Origin of the sequence: Pedobacter sp. V48 (assembly GCF_000523515.1) — a bacterium.
GTDB lineage: Bacteria > Bacteroidota > Bacteroidia > Sphingobacteriales > Sphingobacteriaceae > Pedobacter.
On the sequence record NZ_AWRU01000015.1, the window covers coordinates 147603 to 164701 of the forward strand.

The 17099-nt window shown below is 39.6% G+C and carries 20 protein-coding genes; 5 read left to right on the forward strand and 15 right to left on the reverse strand.

Annotated elements, in window-relative coordinates; genetic code table 11:
- Positions 1 to 603 precede the first annotated feature (603 nt).
- The 3 genes from N824_RS14940 to N824_RS14950 all read right to left on the reverse strand — a co-directional run bounded on the left by N824_RS14940 (position 604) and on the right by N824_RS14950 (position 2481).
- Entirely contained in the window at positions 604 to 1134 is a 531-nt protein-coding gene (locus tag N824_RS14940) for a hypothetical protein (protein WP_048905955.1), read from the reverse strand.
- Between the two features lie 17 nt (positions 1135 to 1151).
- Positions 1152 to 1919, reverse strand: a complete 768-nt coding sequence (locus tag N824_RS14945) for a hypothetical protein (protein ID WP_048905956.1) — start codon at positions 1917 to 1919, stop codon at positions 1152 to 1154.
- 61 nt (positions 1920 to 1980) lie between these two features.
- Positions 1981 to 2481, reverse strand: a complete 501-nt coding sequence (locus tag N824_RS14950; protein WP_048905957.1) for a hypothetical protein — start codon at positions 2479 to 2481, stop codon at positions 1981 to 1983.
- Positions 2482 to 2583: 102 nt separating this feature from the next.
- Between N824_RS14950 and N824_RS14955 the strand changes: the two genes are divergently transcribed.
- Complete coding sequence (locus N824_RS14955; RefSeq protein ID WP_048905958.1) at positions 2584 to 3087, forward strand: RICIN domain-containing protein; 504 nt, start codon at positions 2584 to 2586, stop codon at positions 3085 to 3087.
- Positions 3088 to 3780, forward strand: a complete 693-nt coding sequence (locus N824_RS14960) for a hypothetical protein (protein WP_048905959.1) — start codon at positions 3088 to 3090, stop codon at positions 3778 to 3780.
- A 60-nt stretch (positions 3781 to 3840) separates the two neighbouring features.
- Here N824_RS14960 and N824_RS14965 read toward each other — a convergent pair whose 3' ends face one another.
- The 4 genes from N824_RS14965 to N824_RS14980 form a co-directional block, all read right to left on the reverse strand.
- Positions 3841 to 4311: a hypothetical protein gene (locus N824_RS14965; protein ID WP_048905960.1), complete on the reverse strand. Its 471-nt coding sequence runs from the start codon at positions 4309 to 4311 to the stop codon at positions 3841 to 3843.
- Positions 4312 to 4455: 144 nt separating this feature from the next.
- Positions 4456 to 5196: a hypothetical protein gene (locus N824_RS14970; protein WP_048905961.1), complete on the reverse strand. Its 741-nt coding sequence runs from the start codon at positions 5194 to 5196 to the stop codon at positions 4456 to 4458.
- Between the two features lie 185 nt (positions 5197 to 5381).
- Positions 5382 to 5987, reverse strand: coding sequence for a helix-turn-helix domain-containing protein (locus N824_RS14975; protein ID WP_084498345.1), 606 nt, complete (start codon positions 5985 to 5987; stop codon positions 5382 to 5384).
- A gap of 144 nt (positions 5988 to 6131) precedes the next feature.
- Positions 6132 to 6602: an SRPBCC family protein gene (locus tag N824_RS14980; RefSeq protein ID WP_048905962.1), complete on the reverse strand. Its 471-nt coding sequence runs from the start codon at positions 6600 to 6602 to the stop codon at positions 6132 to 6134.
- Positions 6603 to 6706: 104 nt separating this feature from the next.
- On the opposite strand from N824_RS14980, the gene N824_RS14985 reads away from it, so the two are divergent.
- Entirely contained in the window at positions 6707 to 7141 is a 435-nt protein-coding gene (locus tag N824_RS14985) for a MarR family winged helix-turn-helix transcriptional regulator (RefSeq protein ID WP_048905963.1), read from the forward strand.
- A gap of 3 nt (positions 7142 to 7144) precedes the next feature.
- Positions 7145 to 7639: a GNAT family N-acetyltransferase gene (locus N824_RS14990; protein WP_048905964.1), complete on the forward strand. Its 495-nt coding sequence runs from the start codon at positions 7145 to 7147 to the stop codon at positions 7637 to 7639.
- On the opposite strand, the gene N824_RS14995 is transcribed toward N824_RS14990, so the two are convergent.
- The 5 genes from N824_RS14995 to N824_RS38490 form a co-directional block, all read right to left on the reverse strand.
- A complete protein-coding gene (locus N824_RS14995) occupies positions 7636 to 8253 on the reverse strand; it encodes a response regulator transcription factor (RefSeq protein ID WP_048905965.1) in 618 nt (205 codons plus the stop codon). The genes N824_RS14990 and N824_RS14995 overlap by 4 nt on opposite strands.
- Positions 8246 to 9022 (reverse strand): sensor histidine kinase, encoded by a 777-nt coding sequence (locus N824_RS15000; protein ID WP_048905966.1) that lies wholly within the window; start codon positions 9020 to 9022, stop codon positions 8246 to 8248. The genes N824_RS14995 and N824_RS15000 overlap by 8 nt, the downstream gene beginning before the upstream one ends.
- Positions 9010 to 9663, reverse strand: coding sequence for a hypothetical protein (locus N824_RS15005; RefSeq protein ID WP_048905967.1), 654 nt, complete (start codon positions 9661 to 9663; stop codon positions 9010 to 9012). The genes N824_RS15000 and N824_RS15005 overlap by 13 nt, the downstream gene beginning before the upstream one ends.
- A 7-nt stretch (positions 9664 to 9670) precedes the next feature.
- The gene (locus tag N824_RS15010; RefSeq protein WP_048905968.1) at positions 9671 to 10123 is read right to left on the reverse strand and encodes a hypothetical protein; all 453 of its coding nucleotides are present in this window, start codon (positions 10121 to 10123) and stop codon (positions 9671 to 9673) included.
- A 174-nt stretch (positions 10124 to 10297) separates the two neighbouring features.
- Complete coding sequence (locus tag N824_RS38490) at positions 10298 to 10477, reverse strand: PLDc N-terminal domain-containing protein (protein WP_048905969.1); 180 nt, start codon at positions 10475 to 10477, stop codon at positions 10298 to 10300.
- 133 nt (positions 10478 to 10610) lie between these two features.
- Between N824_RS38490 and N824_RS15020 the strand changes: the two genes are divergently transcribed.
- Complete coding sequence (locus N824_RS15020) at positions 10611 to 10970, forward strand: hypothetical protein (protein ID WP_048905970.1); 360 nt, start codon at positions 10611 to 10613, stop codon at positions 10968 to 10970.
- Between the two features lie 2 nt (positions 10971 to 10972).
- Here N824_RS15020 and N824_RS15025 read toward each other — a convergent pair whose 3' ends face one another.
- The 3 genes from N824_RS15025 to N824_RS15035 all read right to left on the reverse strand — a co-directional run bounded on the left by N824_RS15025 (position 10973) and on the right by N824_RS15035 (position 17099).
- Positions 10973 to 11584 carry a dihydrofolate reductase family protein gene (locus tag N824_RS15025; protein WP_048905971.1) on the reverse strand — a complete coding sequence of 204 codons (612 nt, stop codon included), beginning with the start codon at positions 11582 to 11584 and terminating at the stop codon, positions 10973 to 10975.
- Between the two features lie 91 nt (positions 11585 to 11675).
- Positions 11676 to 14981, reverse strand: coding sequence for a glycosyl hydrolase (locus N824_RS15030; RefSeq protein ID WP_048905972.1), 3306 nt, complete (start codon positions 14979 to 14981; stop codon positions 11676 to 11678).
- A 114-nt stretch (positions 14982 to 15095) separates the two neighbouring features.
- Positions 15096 to 17099, reverse strand: a complete 2004-nt coding sequence (locus N824_RS15035) for an FAD-dependent oxidoreductase (protein WP_048905973.1) — start codon at positions 17097 to 17099, stop codon at positions 15096 to 15098.

The following is a 17099-nucleotide window of genomic DNA, read 5'->3' on the forward strand; positions in this document are numbered from 1 at the left end:
AGATCAAACCCAACCTGTTAGATAGGAAAAGGAAATTGGTGAWTAGSCYYSATRYSAWNAYCTWMRACSWNTCRRMTTGGAAAGATGTGCCTAATACCATCTTTAATAAAGATGAAGTTGAAGGTTTAAGATTTGGCATGGAGCCTATTCAAGGTTACGCCTTCACCATAGGCCGCAGATATTGTGTAGACATCAGAGGATTGAGTGATAAGGTAATAAAGATTCGGTTTACGTCTTTATATAGCATCAGAAAAAAACAATTACACGAGAAGTATCTTGACAYYTTWAATNNGNMYKWATYTAWKRMYCATCAAGAAGACATTCTAAATCGATATATTGATTCACTTGACAAAAAGTCTTTTGTTGAGATTCTTGGAACTACTTTTAAAATCAACACCGTAGCTCTAAACAACCATGAAATCCCTTATAATGACTTAGGATTCCGAGAATGTACGGGCTATTATGCTTTGTTTTCCAAAAATAATCCCAAGATTTATAAGAGTTACAACTATCTTAAGGACTGGAATTCTGCAGTGGTTTATAGTATAGCCAAACGCTTGTTGGCAGAAAGCTAGGAGTGACATTAGCTTTTACCGGCACCTTTTACTTCCTCAACTTTAACATACCATGGCGGGAATCTTTTCTCGTCATAAATCCTCTATATTTTTTCTTTATTAACTTTCCTTTGGTATTTATCTCGTACAACTTGTTATTACGGAAAAGTAGCTTTTTGGGATAATAGTAGCCTCCTTGATGATCCATAGATTCGTTCGGATTAAAGGGATATTTTGAGAGCGGAAATGCTATTATCTCTTGTTTTTCATCGTCAGATAAAACCACCTTTGTTACTTTTATTCCATTTTCATCCGAATAAATTAAAGTATCATATACCGGTATCATCTTAAAGTAAATGGTATCGTTTTCTACCGACCATCTTCCAGTTGCCCATTCATGTATCAGGTCAAACCTCCAGATATATCTAAATGTAGAATCAGGATTAATATGGATAGTATTGGCATATACTCTATAGCAACCACTTAGCTCATTCTGAGACAATGATCTTAATGGATAAATGGCAACGCCAATTAACATCAGTACTTTGATGAACCTATAACAGAGCTTAATGTGTTGCATATTTTAAAGAATATGAGTTAATTAAGCTTGTCTATCTCAATTGGAGCATAGGGGTCAAATATGAACTTATCTTTTTGAACAAATTCAAGGTTCTGAATTTTGCCAAAATAATCTTGCTTTGCAAACGACAGTACAACCTGTGCATATACCTCTTTCCCTTTAAAGAAGGTACATCTCATCGCGCTGCCATCATCGCCGATTTTTTCTGGCCGATAAACAGCCTGCTTATCTTTAAGTTCATTGGCTATTTTTTTTAAAGCAGGCAGCACACTGTTAAAATAAGTTACATCATTAAAGTCCGTCTGCAAGCTCTCAAACTTACTTTGCTCAACAAAACTGCAAAAGTTTAAAGAGGTAGTAAAATTGATCGATTCCAAAGAAATCTTTGGAAACTTTTGGGTACGACGCACTTGTTGGATTCCTTTAATAACAACTTGTTCATCAGTTATCTTTATAGCAGATAATTCTGGCGATGTCTGAAACGATTTGAATAAAATATGAAACTGTAAACAACTATCCAAATCTTGCATCATTGTTTTTTGGTCTATCGACCTCAAGTAGGCTTCCGCATTGCGGAATTCGGTCATCAAAGTATGGTTGACAGAGGCATCGCTGACTATTAGAGCAGACGACCATGGCAGTTTATTGTCGATGGTAGCCACCTTGACAGCAGAGTTGAAACCATTCTGAAGCTTAATTATACTCGGATGATCCCAATCGATCTTTTGAGCACTACTAAGTAAAGGACTAATAAATAAAGTGATGAGAAACAATAATCTAAGCATAGTTCTATCGCTATTTGAGGAGCGGTTAAAACAAAGTTACAAAACTTAGCTTATGTTGATTTTACAATGCTGTTAAATAAAATACCGTGACGTAATTGGCAATATTGCTCTTGTCCTTTTCAATCTCTTTGTTATCGATCAATAACTTACTCAGGTCGTACTTACTTTCGTTTAATGATAAGCTGAGCTCGTAGATTTTGTCGTCACCAAGTTTTAAATAAAACTTATCGTTTGTTGAAGTTCTCAGAAAATTAAGACTTACATAAATCGTGTTGAAATTGAACTTTTCGTCACCATAAGAAAATGGAGGTCTGACTGCAAAAACAACAGGTGTTTCTTTTCCATCTGCAGTTTTTTGGAATACTTTAATTTTATCTTTTGAATACGCACCAGTGATCTTTTCATCTAACAGGTCCGTACCTGTGCTACTTTTTACAACCAGATTTAATTCAGGTCCTCTTTCCGGTGAACAAGCACAGAGCCCACCCCCACCTAAATTATTTTTTTTGCACCCTAGATTAGCGATAAATAGTATCGCGCAAACGAATAGAAATTTTTTCATAAAGCTGTTAATTTGATTTTTAGACTAAAACGAGGGCAAGGTGTAAAACGCTACTGATTAAAGGTAAAATAATAAGTACATTTATAATGTAAATAATCTGATATGAAGCTTATCACATCTATTTTTTATCTGATATTTCTATTTACCTGCGCTTCGTACGCACAGGAAATAAAAGGCACTTACGCCATCAAGAATGTTAAAACAGGAATGCTGCTTCGTGTTAAGGATGCCAGTGGTAAAAATGGAACTCCCTTGGTTGCCTATGATCCTCAAAATTGGAAATGCATGACCTGGGATTTTCAAAATACCGGAGAAAATACTTATCAGCTCAAAAATCTGTTTACCAAAAAAACTTTTCAGCCACTTGGCGAAGCAAACGATACTGTGATTATGGAGGAACAGCCTCTTGTTGCAGACGCCAAGAATCAGCAATATGAATTTATTAAAGTGAAAAAAAACATCTACCTGATCAGACTGAAAGCTACCGATTTATACCTTACCCCTGCCGATCCTGAAGGGAGTACCAACTCCGCCATTGTATTAGCAAAGAAAAAGGATTCACCAATACAGCAATGGAGCATTTATCTGCAAAATCCAACGATGTAAATGAAAAAATTGGGTCCATTCATTGTATTGCTCTGTCTATGCTGCACAACGCTATTCGCACAAATATCTAAACCAAAATCAACTAAGAAAAAAGCGGCAAAAAATAATCTTGTAGCAGATTGGGAAAAGAATTTCAAAGAAGAATATAGCGATTGTGCGTTTTATAATAAATACACTGCCAAACAGCGTCTTGCTAAGTACCCTTTTTCAAAAGCTGCTAACGTATTAGCAGTGTCGTATAAGTATAGGGGTATCGATACCAAACCCGGGGAGAACAAGGAGACTAGATCCCCAAAAAGAGGCTTGTATATCAATAATGGGGTATTGGACACAACAACGCTGATTAAAATAAAAACACTAGACTCGAGGCAGATTGACGTACTTACAAATCTGATTTTTAATACAAACTATAAAAAGAAGGATATAATGCATTCAATAATGTCTGGAAAGTGCTTTGAACCCAGGAATGCTTTTATCTTTCTTGATTCAAACGCTCAAGTACTGGATTATCTCGAAATCTGTTTCACATGCTATCAAAGTCGTTCAAGTTCTGATAAATTCGACATTGGTATCTTATGTGCCCAGAAATACCAGATGCTTAGTGACTACTTTAAGAACATAGGTGTTGTTTATGGCACATTTGGAAAAGATTATCATGAAGAAGACACAACGGAATGGAGTAAAAAGGAATAGATAATTAGTAATCAACGAGTAGATCTTTATCCGGAATCTTTTCTTCTATTTACTGCGTGTTTAGTTTTTTATTGGTGGCGGGGGCATAACTATTACCTCAACCTCGTCTTTTGGTTTCACGTATTTGGAGGTGTCATCGCTAAATTTAGTCAATGAGAACATCAAACTCTCATCAGTTCCAACAGGTTCAACATTGCCTCTTAGCCCATAATGCTCCCCAATCTGATTAAGCGCTAGTTTAACGGAGTACCTGCTCTTTGTTGCTGGATTACTGATTTCTATAAAGAGGGAATCCTTATCAATGTACCCCTTGTAAATCGCTTTCTTTGGCTTTTCTATTTCTTCATAACTCTCAAATCTTTGGCCTATTTCTGTAAGCTCAATTTGATTTTTTGAATTGACAATACGATGAATTCTCCAGGTTACCGAATAAGGTCTATGGATTTCATTTTCATTAAGGCGTTTTATGGCTATTCCACCCCATGTACCAGTAAATTTATTTAAAGTATCGGTTTGCTTGCTTTGAGCCATAGCTGTATTGATTATGAAAAAGCAAGCTATAATAAAGACTGCTTTTAGGCGAGAGGTTAAATACATAAGAGGTCAATTTGGTTTTCTTAAAGATAAGTAGATATTTTCTAATAACAATTTATGGAAAAATCGTCCTTAAACTATCTAATTAATTATCGCCTTAATCAATAGCAGGTTTTTAGGCTTTAATTTAAAATCATAATCATCTATCCAAATCTCTCCGGCACCAAGCATTGTACCCCGATAATTGGTAAACATATTACACGTACATGCGTCTTTGATTTTTCTCTTAAATTCGGCATGAAAGATCTGATTAAAATTGACAGACATCTGCTTCTGGCTTTTAATTGCAATTCTCTTATGATTTAAAGTCACATTTATCGGGTATTTTATATGGCTTATTATCCACTGGTGATCATTTTTAAGAATGGCGTCTTTTGTTTTTTTCATAAAATTCTCCACTTCTGAGTCCGTAGCAAGAGAACCGTATCTATGGCTTTCCGATCCGGCTACAATTGAACTGAGAGTGAGCTTGAGATTATAAGATTTGGTTTTATCAGAATTTGTCCATCTGCCTTCAAATCTATCTTTATCGTCTGTAAATACTTTACCCGTAAATATCCCACTAACTCTTCCATTGACGATTTCGGTTAATTCTATTAAATCGCCACTGATTTTACCAGTCAAAGGAATCCTCTTTTCAAATTTCTTGTAGCAGTAGTTGCCTTTTAGTGTTCCATTACTAAACCTGTATATAGATAATTGGACATCGCTATTCCCTAACTTTCCGGTAAAGTCAACCCAACGATTTGGTTCAATATCTAAAGCTTGAGCAAATGAGATTGAAAGGATGACTAAAATAAAAAGGAAGGATATTTTTTTCATTGCGTTAAGTGCGCTAATCCGTTAGCCAATTTTTAATAAAAATCAAGACTAACACGATGACAAACATAAAAATGCCGTAAAAAGGAGTACGAAATGCCCAGTGCCTGTCACTTGTGGGTATTCTGTCTAGTTTTTTGAGTTCGTTAGGATCCATAAAATAAATATAAAGATTGTAATTCAAATTTTTATCTTAAAAAAGGAATAGCTGGCTGATAGAATACTTTTCTGGTATTGTAACTTCTTATCGTGTTTACAATGATGAAAACCAGATTAACAACATACAATATGGGCACCATCAGTATAAATGATTCCATAGCTCCTAAATTAAAAATCCGAAATCCCCTAACTAATGAGCCGCCAAAATGAAAGATTTGGGTAATAATGGGAAAAATAGAGAAGAACATAACTAAAATGCACCAGGATATTTGAAAGTTCAATAGCCTTTTGCCAGTCTCATTTATGTATTTAATTTTGTCCTTTTTGAGCATCCACAATGCCAATGGCACTACTATTCCCAGTATTGGAAAAGCTATAAAACTAAGTGCAGATAAATTTAGCACTACCAGAAAACCCCGATCCTCACTTTCTGTCCAATCTATCAATTCATCAGGAGTTACATTTAAAGCCTTCGCCAGACGTTGTAAGGTATCACCTCTTGCTTCAGTCTCTCCAGCCTCAATTCGTTGAATTGTTCTTAGGCTAAGTTGAGATTTTTCAGCCAGCTCGTCCTGGCTCATGCCTTTGCGACTGCGTAGTTCTTTAATTTTTTTTGCTAAGTCTATATTTTTCATTTTAGAACGTTTTATGTACATGGCAAAGGTATTACTAAGGTCGAAATTGTTTTGCGACTTGTTTACGACATATTTACGTCATACGTGTCTAATAGCCTTTATTTACTTTTAAAAGCGCTAAATAACACTAAATCTACACTATAATTAAAAGTTAAACAGGCCCTGTTTTCTTTCGGCATGCTCCTTCAATATTTTATTCCTTTGAACCAGCAAATCTGTTACATATCGGTTAAGAAAAAGCACATTAGCCAATTTCCCCAAAACCCCAAGCGGAGAAACATAATTAAAAACATCTGTCATCAATGTGTCTGCTTCATTTGCTTCAAAAATATGCTCATGCCTGAATGACTTAAAAGCTCCGAAAACCATTTCATCAACAAAATAATCCGGAGATTTCATTTCAGTTATTTTAGAACTCAGTCTCTGTACAATCCCAAAATGTTTGGCTTCCCATGTAACAGATTCATTTAATTCTATAAGACCAGATGTTTTTCCCGCTACTGCCGTTTCATTGGTGTGAGCAGTAGAGATCTGATGAAGATCGATACTTCTTGCAATATCAAATACAGTTTCCTTATCTGCGTTAATTAACGTTTCTAAATGGATAATTGGCATATACAAATAAAGGAAATGTTTCAGTGGTTTTATCCTATAATCTAATCCTAAAAAAACGACAGCAAACAAGTTGACTTTGTCAACTAAAATAATTATTTTTGTGTATGGATAAACATGATGTAGATAAAATCAGGGCTTTTAATAGGTACTACACCAAAGTGATCGGCTTGCTGGATAAATTCTTACTTGACAGCAAATTTACACTACCAGAGGTAAGAGTAATGTATGAGATCCATCACGCTAAAAAGGTCAGTGCCAAAGCAATAACTGAACTGCTAGACATGGACAAAAGCTATTTAAGCAGGGTATTGCTAAGTTTTGAGAAAAAAGGCCTGATAGAAAAAACATCAGATCATGCCGATGCGAGAATACAAGTGATTGCATTGTCGGCTACAGGTGCAAAAGAGTATGAAAAGCTCAATAAGGCCAGCGATAATCAAATTGCAGATCTCATGAAGAGACTGAATAACGAGGAGATTAAAGAGCTGATCTTACACATGGGGGCTATCCAGAACATTCTTTCAAAAATTAGTAAATAAAAAGTGGAAAAGACAGAGGACATTACCATCCGCACAGAAATAAGACCAGGTGATCTGGGATATGTGATGTACAGGCATGGCAAGATATATGGCGATGAGTACAATTATGGTGTAAACTTTGAAACGTACGTTGGTGCAGGCCTGCACGAATTTTATAAAAATTATGATCCTGAGCTCGATCGTGCATGGATATGCGAACAGGAGCATAAGATAGTAGGTTTTATGCTATTGATGCACCGCGAAAACAGCACCGCCCAGTTACGCTATTTCTATTTTGAGCCGGAATGCAGGGGATTAGGCCTGGGCAATACCCTGATGCAGCTTTTTATGGATTTTGCAAAAGAATGTAAATATAAACATGCCTATCTGTGGACAACTGACCATTTACCCGCCGCCCATCACCTCTACAAAAAATTTGGATTTAGGCTAACAAAAGAAAAGCCTTCCAATGATTTCGGCAAACCGCTTGTTGAGCAGCGTTATGACTTGATTTTCTAAGCAATGAGGCCGTTATTAATTGCGAATGTAGCCAGCTGACCTGTGCTATTGATGCCCATTTTTTTGAAGATGTTTTTTCGATGTGTTTTTACTGTGTGTTCTGAAATGAATAGTTTACCTGCTATTTCGGCGCTTGTAAGCCCATTTACAACCAGGCGTATAATTTCAATTTCCCTTTCACTTATGTGATAAGGTAAATGCTCAATGGGATTAATAAAATCAGTAATGCTATCAAAATAAGATTTACTGTCAATTACCCGCTCTATGGCCTCTAACAAATCCTTGCTTCCCCGGCTTTTTAAGAGACAACCATCGGCCCCTGCCTTAATCAATTGGTCTATATATGACTTTTCAGGAAACATGGTTAATATGACCACCTTTGTTTTAGGGCTATTTTTTTTGATCCATTCTGTACACTGAATTCCATTAAGCTTTGGCATATTTATATCCAGAATCACCAAATCAGCCTTTCTCTGCAACATTAATTCAACCAGCTCCTGGCCATCGGTTGCCGTTCCTATGATTTTAAGGTGAGGCTGTGCTTTTAGTATTTCGCTAAGCCCCTCCACAAAAATAGCATGATCATCTGCAATGTAAATCAATAGCTCATCCATAGTTTGTGATTTCTATAATGTAAGTAATTCCATTAGACAAAGAGTCGAAAGTAAGTTTACCGTTAATGTGGCTCACTCTTGATTTGATATTGCTTATTCCCATCCCCATTGATGCCTGATCGTTGATATCAAAGCCTTTTCCGTTATCCTCATAGATCAAGGTAACCTCACGATCTATTACCGTAATTTCAATTCTTGCCTCACTTGCCATGGCATGTTTTAAGGTATTCGTAAACAGCTCCTGAATAATCCTGTACAGTTGCAAAGATATTTCTTCGGGCAGTGGACTTGCTATATCGATGACTGCCAAGACCTTTAGCTTGCCCGATTCATTTATGGCTTCTGCGAGTTGTAGCAGTGCAGCCTTTAGTCCGAAGCCCGACAAGGCCCTCAGATCTAGTTTATGCGAAAGTTTTCTGATTTCCAGACCCAGATCCTCTGCTATTACATTCATTTTCCCGTTCAATTCTTTAATGTATTCAGTATCAGCATGAGTTACCGATAAATCGCTGTAAATCTTTAAGGTGGCAAGTAAACTGCCTACATTATCATGTAATTCTGCAGCTATCCTTTTTCGCTCCTGCTCCTGTGCTTCTATAAGCATGTATGCTGACTTAAGTTCCTGCTTTTGCATCAATTCTTCAATTTCTTTATAGGCTTTTGCTTTGGCCGCAAGTTTTCGCTGGAATGCGAAAACAAACCAGATAATAGCCACCATCATGAGTACCATAGACGATGTGCCCAGCAGAAGATAGATCAGGTTAGACATTTTTTTCCAATTAACCAGAAACCATAGCCTATGATCACATTTTTAAGAATATTTGAAATACATTGAAAAACCCAGGCATTCTTATAAAATCCATCAGGTGTGCCAGATAATATTTCTGTGCCCAGCAAATACGTAAAAAGTGCACCGGACGCATAAATTAACCAACCGGAGGTAATGATAAAGGCTGGCCTTTCGTTTAAGGGTGTATAGTCATCGTCGTCATTATAGATCTTATAAAAGTACATTAGTCCCAGCACAATAAGCAAGATCATGTTAAATGCCCAGGCAAGCGAATTGAAGCTATGGATATCCTGTAAAAAAAGTGTATTTAAGACGTTTACTAGTGTTATTGCGATTAACCCCAGCCAATGAATTCTTCTAAAAATCAATTGGTTGTAAAAGCAATAAACAAGCGCAATTTCTACTAAAGCTAGCAGGTGAAATGCCGGCATATTATTAATATGCAGTTCCGCAGTGATCAATGAGTATATTTTTAATATCGAGGAGATAAGAAATAATATACCCAGCAACGTGTAAGGCATTTTTTTTTGAGCAACAAACAACCATGCGGTTAAAGGCAGGATCTCAGAGACATCTGATATCGATGAGATAAAAAAAATAGTGTCTCTAAGATCCGGCATTAGTGATTTATTCTGTTAAGAGCGTTAATTTACATTGATTTGGGCATGGTCTTGTGTCGCCAACGATAATTGGGGGGCCAACTATTGGTGCCACTTTATACAAATCATTACCACTTTCAAGAACCGGTATTAAAATTTCATCTCTTCTAGGGGTTTTGGAAGCATCATTAGGACGAATCGATACGGCATGATAAATTCGCACAGCAACGATTTTCTCTCCTGCGTTTTTATTATAGTCATCAATTTGTTCCATAAAGGTACGGAGTGTGTTCAGTCCATATTCAAAACCAAAAATATGTTCAGGATCATTCGGTCCGGTTGTGGCAGCAAGATAATAGCCGATGCTTTCTCTTGCCCTTGCTTCGGAAATGGGGTTCCCTGCGTTGATCAAATCCTGTGGATAGGTTTCGCAAACATCTAAATTTGCAGCTACTTGTGGTGAGTTGGTTTGAGTTTCCATGTTAATAATTAGATATGGTTGTTAATTCTTATAGTCAAATTTGATATTCCCTATCCACTGTAACAATACCTCTCTAGGGGTATTGTGATAAATGCACCTTAATTTATTGTCGTGTTTCGATAGTTGTCCCTGAATCTTATATAGTTTTTTCAATGAAAGAATTTTGTGTTTGGCTCAATGTCGTGCCACAAAAGTACCCCTTAAATACATTGACGCACCTAAAACAGGTAAGAAAACAATTATAATAATCCACACGGTTTTTTCAGCACGGTTCAGTTGTTTGTTCTTAATTACACTAACAATGCCATAAATCATGTAACCAATCAGGATTAAAAATAGTAGAGCGTATCCCATATCTCTAATATACCAGTTTTAAAGTAATTTTCTAGCGACGGTAAGATTTGCGGCAATTAGCTTAGTCAATCACCGCGAAATATGCGGCTAATAACTTTTGTTAAGAAGATTAATAATTTGGTACATTAGTATTATGCCATTTAGAAAAACGCTCCTCTACTTTGCATTCTGCAGCATTTTTTTGGCAGGATGTATCAAGCCCATCCCTGTTTCTTTAGAAGGAAAACAATTCCGTTTGATTAGGCTTGCCATCGGCAATGATGAATATATGGAAACGATTTGCCAATTTAGTGCAGATAAAGTTGAAATCTATGAATTTAAGGATTCAAAGAAATGGACCGCCAATGTTATTACCGGAGGTTATTCTGCTAACAATAAGCATCTGAAATTACCCTTTGGAGAATTTGAAACAGTGCGCGCAAAAGATGGATACTACCTGTATGCTGAAGGCGCGTTAAAATACAAGTTAGTGGCTAACGGCAATATGCTGTAGCACTAACCACCGGACATAGAACCTGTTTTTACATCCCCATCAGGAGAATAGTTTGCCATGATAACACCTGTAGAAGACACAACAGCGTCTGCCAGCTTCCACTGCTCTGGCTGAGTACCCTCTTCAAAAAGCCGCTGACCGCTACCTAAGGTAACAGGAAATGTCCAGGTATGCAGCACATCTATGAGGTGGTGTTCGAATAAAGTCTGACACAGGTCAGCACTTCCATAAATCAGCAAATTAGGTCCATCTGATGCTTTGAGTTTTTCCAGTTCCTGTACTACGTTACCGGTAATAAGAGAAGTGTTTACCCAGGAGGTGTCCACTGTAGTGGTAGCCACTACATATTTCTCAACCTTGTTAAACATTTCAGAAGTAGGATCATTTTGTTGATGTGGCCAAAACGCAGCAAAAATTTCATAAGTACGTCTTCCCAATAGCAAATCATAAGGCTCAGCGGTGATTTTAGCCATTGACTGGTTCATAACATCATCCCAATACGGGAATGACCATCCTCCCCATTTAAAGTTATTCTTACGATCTTCATCCCTACTTCCTGGTGATTGGATCACCCCGTCCATTGTTAAAAACAGACAAGCAATTATTTTCCTCATGGTATCCACATTTGATTAAAACAAAGTTAACGCGAATAGTCATTGCCAATAAGGGACGATAAGGACAAAATACAGGGGTGTTTGTGACAATTTACTTTTGAACATCAAGTTTTACAGGCCCCAGTAAACCCGATACACGTAAAGCCGAACCTTTTCCTGGTCCTGCTATAGTCCACGTTTTACGCTTGTCTTCAGGTTCCCCTGCATCAAAAGCCAGACGATTGAACCAGGTGCTCGTTACCTGCACGCTCAGCGTATTTTGTCCCTGTTTAATGAAATCCTTTAAATTGATACGATACGGTGCGGCCCATAATTTGCCCGCTTCTTTACCGTTTAAGCTTACAACCGCAGCCATATCAACTTTCCCTAAATCAAGGACATACTCCAGGTCAGGTGCTGTTTTATCTATATTGAATGTGGTTGTATAGGTTGCTGTTCCCGAAAATGCTTTTCCTTCTGCTGAAATATCAAGGTCCTTCCAAGGCTTTAGTTCAGTTATTTCAAGCGCTTCAGGAGCACCCCATCCCGTAGGGAAGGCGAGCTTCCATAATCCTGAGATCGGCAGGGTAGCCACTGCTTCGGTTGCTTTAAATTTAACTGCGACTCCTGTGCTTTCTTTTTTCCTGAAAACCACAAAGCATGAACCTCCCTGTGCCAGATTAAGTTTAACAGTTGTGCGATCAGCATTAGGCTGGCTTTCGGCAGGTTTGGAAGTGCCGGTAACCGGATCCCACAGTTCTACCTCTCCTTTTGCCCGAAAACTCAATTCACCACTAAATCCCTTGCCTTTTGGCGCAGTCACGAAATACCAGTCTGCCCCCTCGATACTCCGGTGTGCCCATAAGGCATCTCCTCCGGTTACATCGGGTGCGATTTTTAATGCGGCCAATGCCTGATCGATCGACATGCCTGAAATAACATGTCCCTTACCTACCTTTCTTAAACCTTTGCCAGCTCCACCCCACAGATCCTTTACCGCAGCATTAAAACGTTGTTTTGCTGCATCCCCACCGGTTAGTGTAGCAAGTCCTTCAGGTGCATTACCCACAATGGTTGCGCCATTACGTACAAGCGACTGTATTTTTTCCAGTGTTTGAGGCAACATACGTGGCGCATCCGGCAACCACAATACCCGGTAGCGAATGCCTTCCGGAGTTACTACCATCCCATTTTCTACTTTCAGTCGGTTCAACAACACATCGGGGTTACAATAATCGTATTTGTATCCTTCCGGGAAAGCCGCATTCTGATCCGGTTTATGATTGGTTTCATCTCCAAGATACCACAGCACATCAGACACTGGCTTGCCTCTTTCGAGCATATATGTGCACCTCGATAAGTAATCTGTGAAATCAGGCATATATTGCCACCAGGTTTGTCCCCTTAAGAATGGCGTACCAATTCCTGCTCCAAATGAACTGCCAGGAGCCAGAAAAGGAGTTTGTGGGTTATGTGTGTAAGTATGAAATACATAATGGCTAACCCCTTGCACACTGTTTATGTTGGCGACCTCTTTGAGCATATCCAGATGTTCGTCCCAGCTGAGTGATATGTTTGTAAACGACTCTGCCGCTACACGTNNNNGNGNTTTCCCATACATCCTTGCCGCAGAAGCCGTTGGCTTGATTGGCTTGAAGTTGATAGAGCCGACAAATCCATCGCTCAAGGGTTGCCAGAACTCGCACATAGGTACATCTGCAAATTTGAAATACTCCATGATATCGGCACGTACTACATCTCCGGGGCCGGTTTCGTAGGTTACGGATAATCCATTTTCTTTTGCCAGCGAGGACATGCGACCATAATAATTATTGGTTAACAGGTCATTAAGGGTTTTGCGCCAGTCGGTCAAAAAGCGTGCAGTGGTTTCATGATCTTTGATCACATAGCCAAATAAAGCAGGCAGCCATTTGCGAAGCTGATAACTGGAAACACGTTTAAATTCGGGTTCCATATCCTGGGTCCAGCTCTGAGTATGACATTCCCAGCTATCGATGAGCATACCATTTAGCAGCCCTCCGGCGAGTGGTCCATTTGCACTCGAAAGTCGGCCTATGTAACCTGCAAAATGTGCATCAGCGCCTGATTTGGAAAACTTGTTTGCTTCCCATCCGGTTCCTTCGGCAGGTGCCGGTCCATTTCTCTTTCCGGAATTAACATGACCCAGGCGCAGGATTGTCCAATTGCCTTTGGGTGCCTGCCAGTTTAAGTTTCCGTCGGCAGCCATCTTATCCGAAATATCAAGGATCTGATCGGGCTTAACAAATGCTTCTGGTGATTGTTTAGGGTTCTGACCAGCACGTTCAAGGCTCCTTAATGTCCAGGCGGCTTCCGATTCCCAGCTGTTTTTGCGTGCGGCAGAAAACAGACGAAGGGAACTAAGCGCCATGTCGTATTTATTGGAAATAGAAATGCGGTATTTTTTTACGCCGGCAAGTTCTGAGCAAGCGAAGGTAATTGGGCGGTCGTCCTGCCAGTTTGCCTGTGGCATTTCTGCACGCAGGATGTCTTTTATTTTACCGTCGGCCAAAATTCCCTGTATCGCTATTGCTACCCCCGGCTCGTAAGATTGACCATGATTAAAGGCCTGAACACATGAAAATTCTACACTGCGAAGTGCAGTGGCATCTGGAAATTCGACCTCTACCCAATATGGTTTGGCAGGTGCTGCCGGTGCCAGGCGGATAGGATCTTTGGCTTCTCCCGCAAAATAGGGTTCCCATTTAAAGCTGGTATTGCTGTTAACAGATTGAGGTATAAGTGGCTTTCCGGTATCTCCAACAGGTGTTGGGAAAGCAAGTACGGTAATGTCTTTATAATCTCTCCACTCCTCGGTACTTGGCTCTGGTATTGGCAATACCTGATTGATGGTTTTGCCGCCAACTACATCAGTTCGGTTCCAGATCAGGTTCCGCATTGCATTGGCAGGTGTAATCCATGGACCTCCGGAAGTGGCCCATCCCGGACAGTTGTTCATAGAAAACCTGAGTCCCAAACGGCGGCATTCCTGAGCGGTATGCTTTACTGCATCGTCCCAATGGGCACTAAGACTGGTAATTTGTGGGCTAACGCCTGGCCATGGACCACCAAACTGCCCGTGAAATAGCTGGATCCCGGAAATACCGGACTTTGCGATTGCTTCCAGATCTCTGGTGATGCCTTCTTTTGACACGTTGCCGCCAATGTAGTGGAACCAGGTTTCAGGATGATAAACTTTTGAGGGTTTAAGAAAAGTGGCCTCATCTTGCTTGCCAAAAGGACGGTTGATTTCTTGTTGTGAAGGTACGAAGGGCACCTTTGCCAATTGAGCGGTTGCAGAAATTGAATAGGTAATGGAAAGAAGGATTCCTAGAATATATTTCACGTTTTGTGTGTTCAGGCTTGGTCTGTTATACATTTGGTTTAAATCAAAACCAAGTTAGGGAACATTTGCCTGATAACCGTCATGCACTGTCGGTAAGGGTAATAAAGTAGGGTGAAGTCTAAAATAGGCTTCACCCTACTTTATATTTTACTTTACAGGCACAAGCAGCAAGGCATCTGCTACTACGGCACCTTCTGATCCTTTTGCTGAGATCTCGACATAGGTTTTATTACCAGGACTTAAGGAGTATGTACCTAAACTAACCCATTCACCTGAAGTTTGGCCAACCACTTTAACCTCTGAATCTTTTATTAAAACCTCTTTGGTGCTAGCGCCATCATGAACGTTGATGACAGTAACCGCAGCGGCATTTTTTAATTTCGGATAATAGGTATACAGCGCATATTTTCCTTTTTTAGAAATCTCTGGCTTGTATCTGATTGATTTTGGACTTGAAGAAGTTGAGTCTGCAAGAAAATAATCAGGTCCATAACCACCGTGCGTATTGACAGTCCAGTCTCCTTTTTTTACCACTTTGCTCACCTCACTATTGTCTACGAGAATTTCAGGTGCACTTCCATCTTCCAGTGGATTTCTTTTTAATTGAGCCTGAAGCTGCGAAACATCTACTTTCTGTACGGTCTGCTTATTGTCTATCGCTTTTGCCGCAGCTACCGCAGCAGATTGACCAAGTACCATAAACACAGGCTCCATGCGGATGGAACCGTAAGCAATATGACTGGCAGAAAGGCAAACCGGAACCAGAAGGTTGCCCACTTCGCTTTCCTTGGGGATAATTGCACGGTAGGAAATTGGATATGGCCCAAAGCCATGTTCTTCTACATTGCCCTCATTTTTTACCATGCCGTTGATTACCTGTCTGTCGCAATTGTGAGAGTCCATGCCATAAGCAGCCATTCCTACCCCATCTTTAACAATTTCCTTTGCCTGACAATGGTGCTGGGTCATGACCAATTCTCCAACCATCCTTCTGGCCTCTCTGATGTAAAGCTGGTGCGACCAGTTTCCCATATCCGTATACTCATCTTTAGGATATCCCCATAGGTTAAGCTCAGTTCTGATGTGTTCAGGAACTCGGGGATCATTACCTACAAAATATAACAGGCCTTTGGTATAATCAACGTGCGCCTTCCATATTTCGGCCCTTTTCTGATAATCAGCATCTGGATATTCCCAGTTCATACCGATCATATCTGTAGAAAATCCATTTCTGTTGTTGATATCGGTTTTTTCATTGGGCATGCCGCTCCAGATAAAACCATCTTGAAGGGATTTCCAAGGTCGTTTTTCCATTTGTCTGATCAGCAATTCGTATTTCTCTGGCTGATAGTTTTCCGGTTTGGTAATGGGGATCTGGTTGTCCTTATTTTTAGTTAAGCAGATTCTAAAGTTATAAGCCTGAACTTTTTTATCTCCTGTTCCATCTTTTTCCAGCACACCCGGATTAATTCCCCAAACCAATCCACTTGAAGCATCACCCGGAGTTTTGTAGGGATCTATCCCATCCAGCATCTGATGCCCTTTCATGAACTGAACGCCATTAAAGGTTTCTTTGTACAAATCATTTGCTTCTCTACCCACAGTATAGGAGACACCTGCCTTTGCCATCAAATCGCCTTCATAAGAACAATCGATAAACATTTTGGCTTTAACCTTATTGTCTGGCGCCGTTTTGGCTGAACTCTCCAGCGTGATTTCGCTGATCATGTTTCCGGTTTTGGCAACCGCTGTCAGGCGATTTTGGTATAGCACCTCAACTTTGGCCCTTTTAATATAATCTTGAAACAGGTTTTCGGCAACATGAGGCTCAAACACCCATTGTTCAAATTTACCATAGTGCTGCCCTATTCTTCTATAGAAATCGAGTGCTAAGCCGCTGATGGCATATTTATTACCGATATCAGTAAGGCCAAGGCCACCAGAGCTCATCCCGCCAAGGTGTTTTCCAGGCTCTATTAAAATTACCGTTTTGCCTAGCTTTGCGGCTGTATAAGCTGCAATTACGCCAGAGGAAGTTCCTCCATAGATACAGATGTCATAATCTGACTTAGCAGGTTGCTGCGCTAGTGTAGGCTGCAGCGAGGTGATGATCAAGACGGGTATCAGCAGGTAAAGAAAAAGATTTTTCAT

Bases quoted from the DNA above. Each gene is read 5' to 3' on its own strand.
- N824_RS14940 (WP_048905955.1), bottom strand. From the start codon at position 1,134: ATGCAACACATTAAGCTCTGTTATAGGTTCATCAAAGTACTGATGTTA.
- N824_RS14945 (WP_048905956.1), bottom strand. From the start codon at position 1,919: ATGCTTAGATTATTGTTTCTCATCACTTTATTTATTAGTCCTTTACTT.
- N824_RS14950 (WP_048905957.1), bottom strand. From the start codon at position 2,481: ATGAAAAAATTTCTATTCGTTTGCGCGATACTATTTATCGCTAATCTA.
- N824_RS14955 (WP_048905958.1), top strand. From the start codon at position 2,584: ATGAAGCTTATCACATCTATTTTTTATCTGATATTTCTATTTACCTGC.
- N824_RS14960 (WP_048905959.1), top strand. From the start codon at position 3,088: ATGAAAAAATTGGGTCCATTCATTGTATTGCTCTGTCTATGCTGCACA.
- N824_RS14965 (WP_048905960.1), bottom strand. From the start codon at position 4,311: ATGGCTCAAAGCAAGCAAACCGATACTTTAAATAAATTTACTGGTACA.
- N824_RS14970 (WP_048905961.1), bottom strand. From the start codon at position 5,196: ATGAAAAAAATATCCTTCCTTTTTATTTTAGTCATCCTTTCAATCTCA.
- N824_RS14975 (WP_084498345.1), bottom strand. From the start codon at position 5,987: ATGAAAAATATAGACTTAGCAAAAAAAATTAAAGAACTACGCAGTCGC.
- N824_RS14980 (WP_048905962.1), bottom strand. From the start codon at position 6,602: ATGCCAATTATCCATTTAGAAACGTTAATTAACGCAGATAAGGAAACT.
- N824_RS14985 (WP_048905963.1), top strand. From the start codon at position 6,707: ATGGATAAACATGATGTAGATAAAATCAGGGCTTTTAATAGGTACTAC.
- N824_RS14995 (WP_048905965.1), bottom strand. From the start codon at position 8,253: ATGGATGAGCTATTGATTTACATTGCAGATGATCATGCTATTTTTGTG.
- N824_RS15000 (WP_048905966.1), bottom strand. From the start codon at position 9,022: ATGTCTAACCTGATCTATCTTCTGCTGGGCACATCGTCTATGGTACTC.
- N824_RS15005 (WP_048905967.1), bottom strand. From the start codon at position 9,663: ATGCCGGATCTTAGAGACACTATTTTTTTTATCTCATCGATATCAGAT.
- N824_RS15010 (WP_048905968.1), bottom strand. From the start codon at position 10,123: ATGGAAACTCAAACCAACTCACCACAAGTAGCTGCAAATTTAGATGTT.
- N824_RS38490 (WP_048905969.1), bottom strand. From the start codon at position 10,477: ATGGGATACGCTCTACTATTTTTAATCCTGATTGGTTACATGATTTAT.
- N824_RS15020 (WP_048905970.1), top strand. From the start codon at position 10,611: ATGCCATTTAGAAAAACGCTCCTCTACTTTGCATTCTGCAGCATTTTT.
- N824_RS15025 (WP_048905971.1), bottom strand. From the start codon at position 11,584: ATGAGGAAAATAATTGCTTGTCTGTTTTTAACAATGGACGGGGTGATC.
- N824_RS15035 (WP_048905973.1), bottom strand. From the start codon at position 17,099: ATGAAAAATCTTTTTCTTTACCTGCTGATACCCGTCTTGATCATCACC.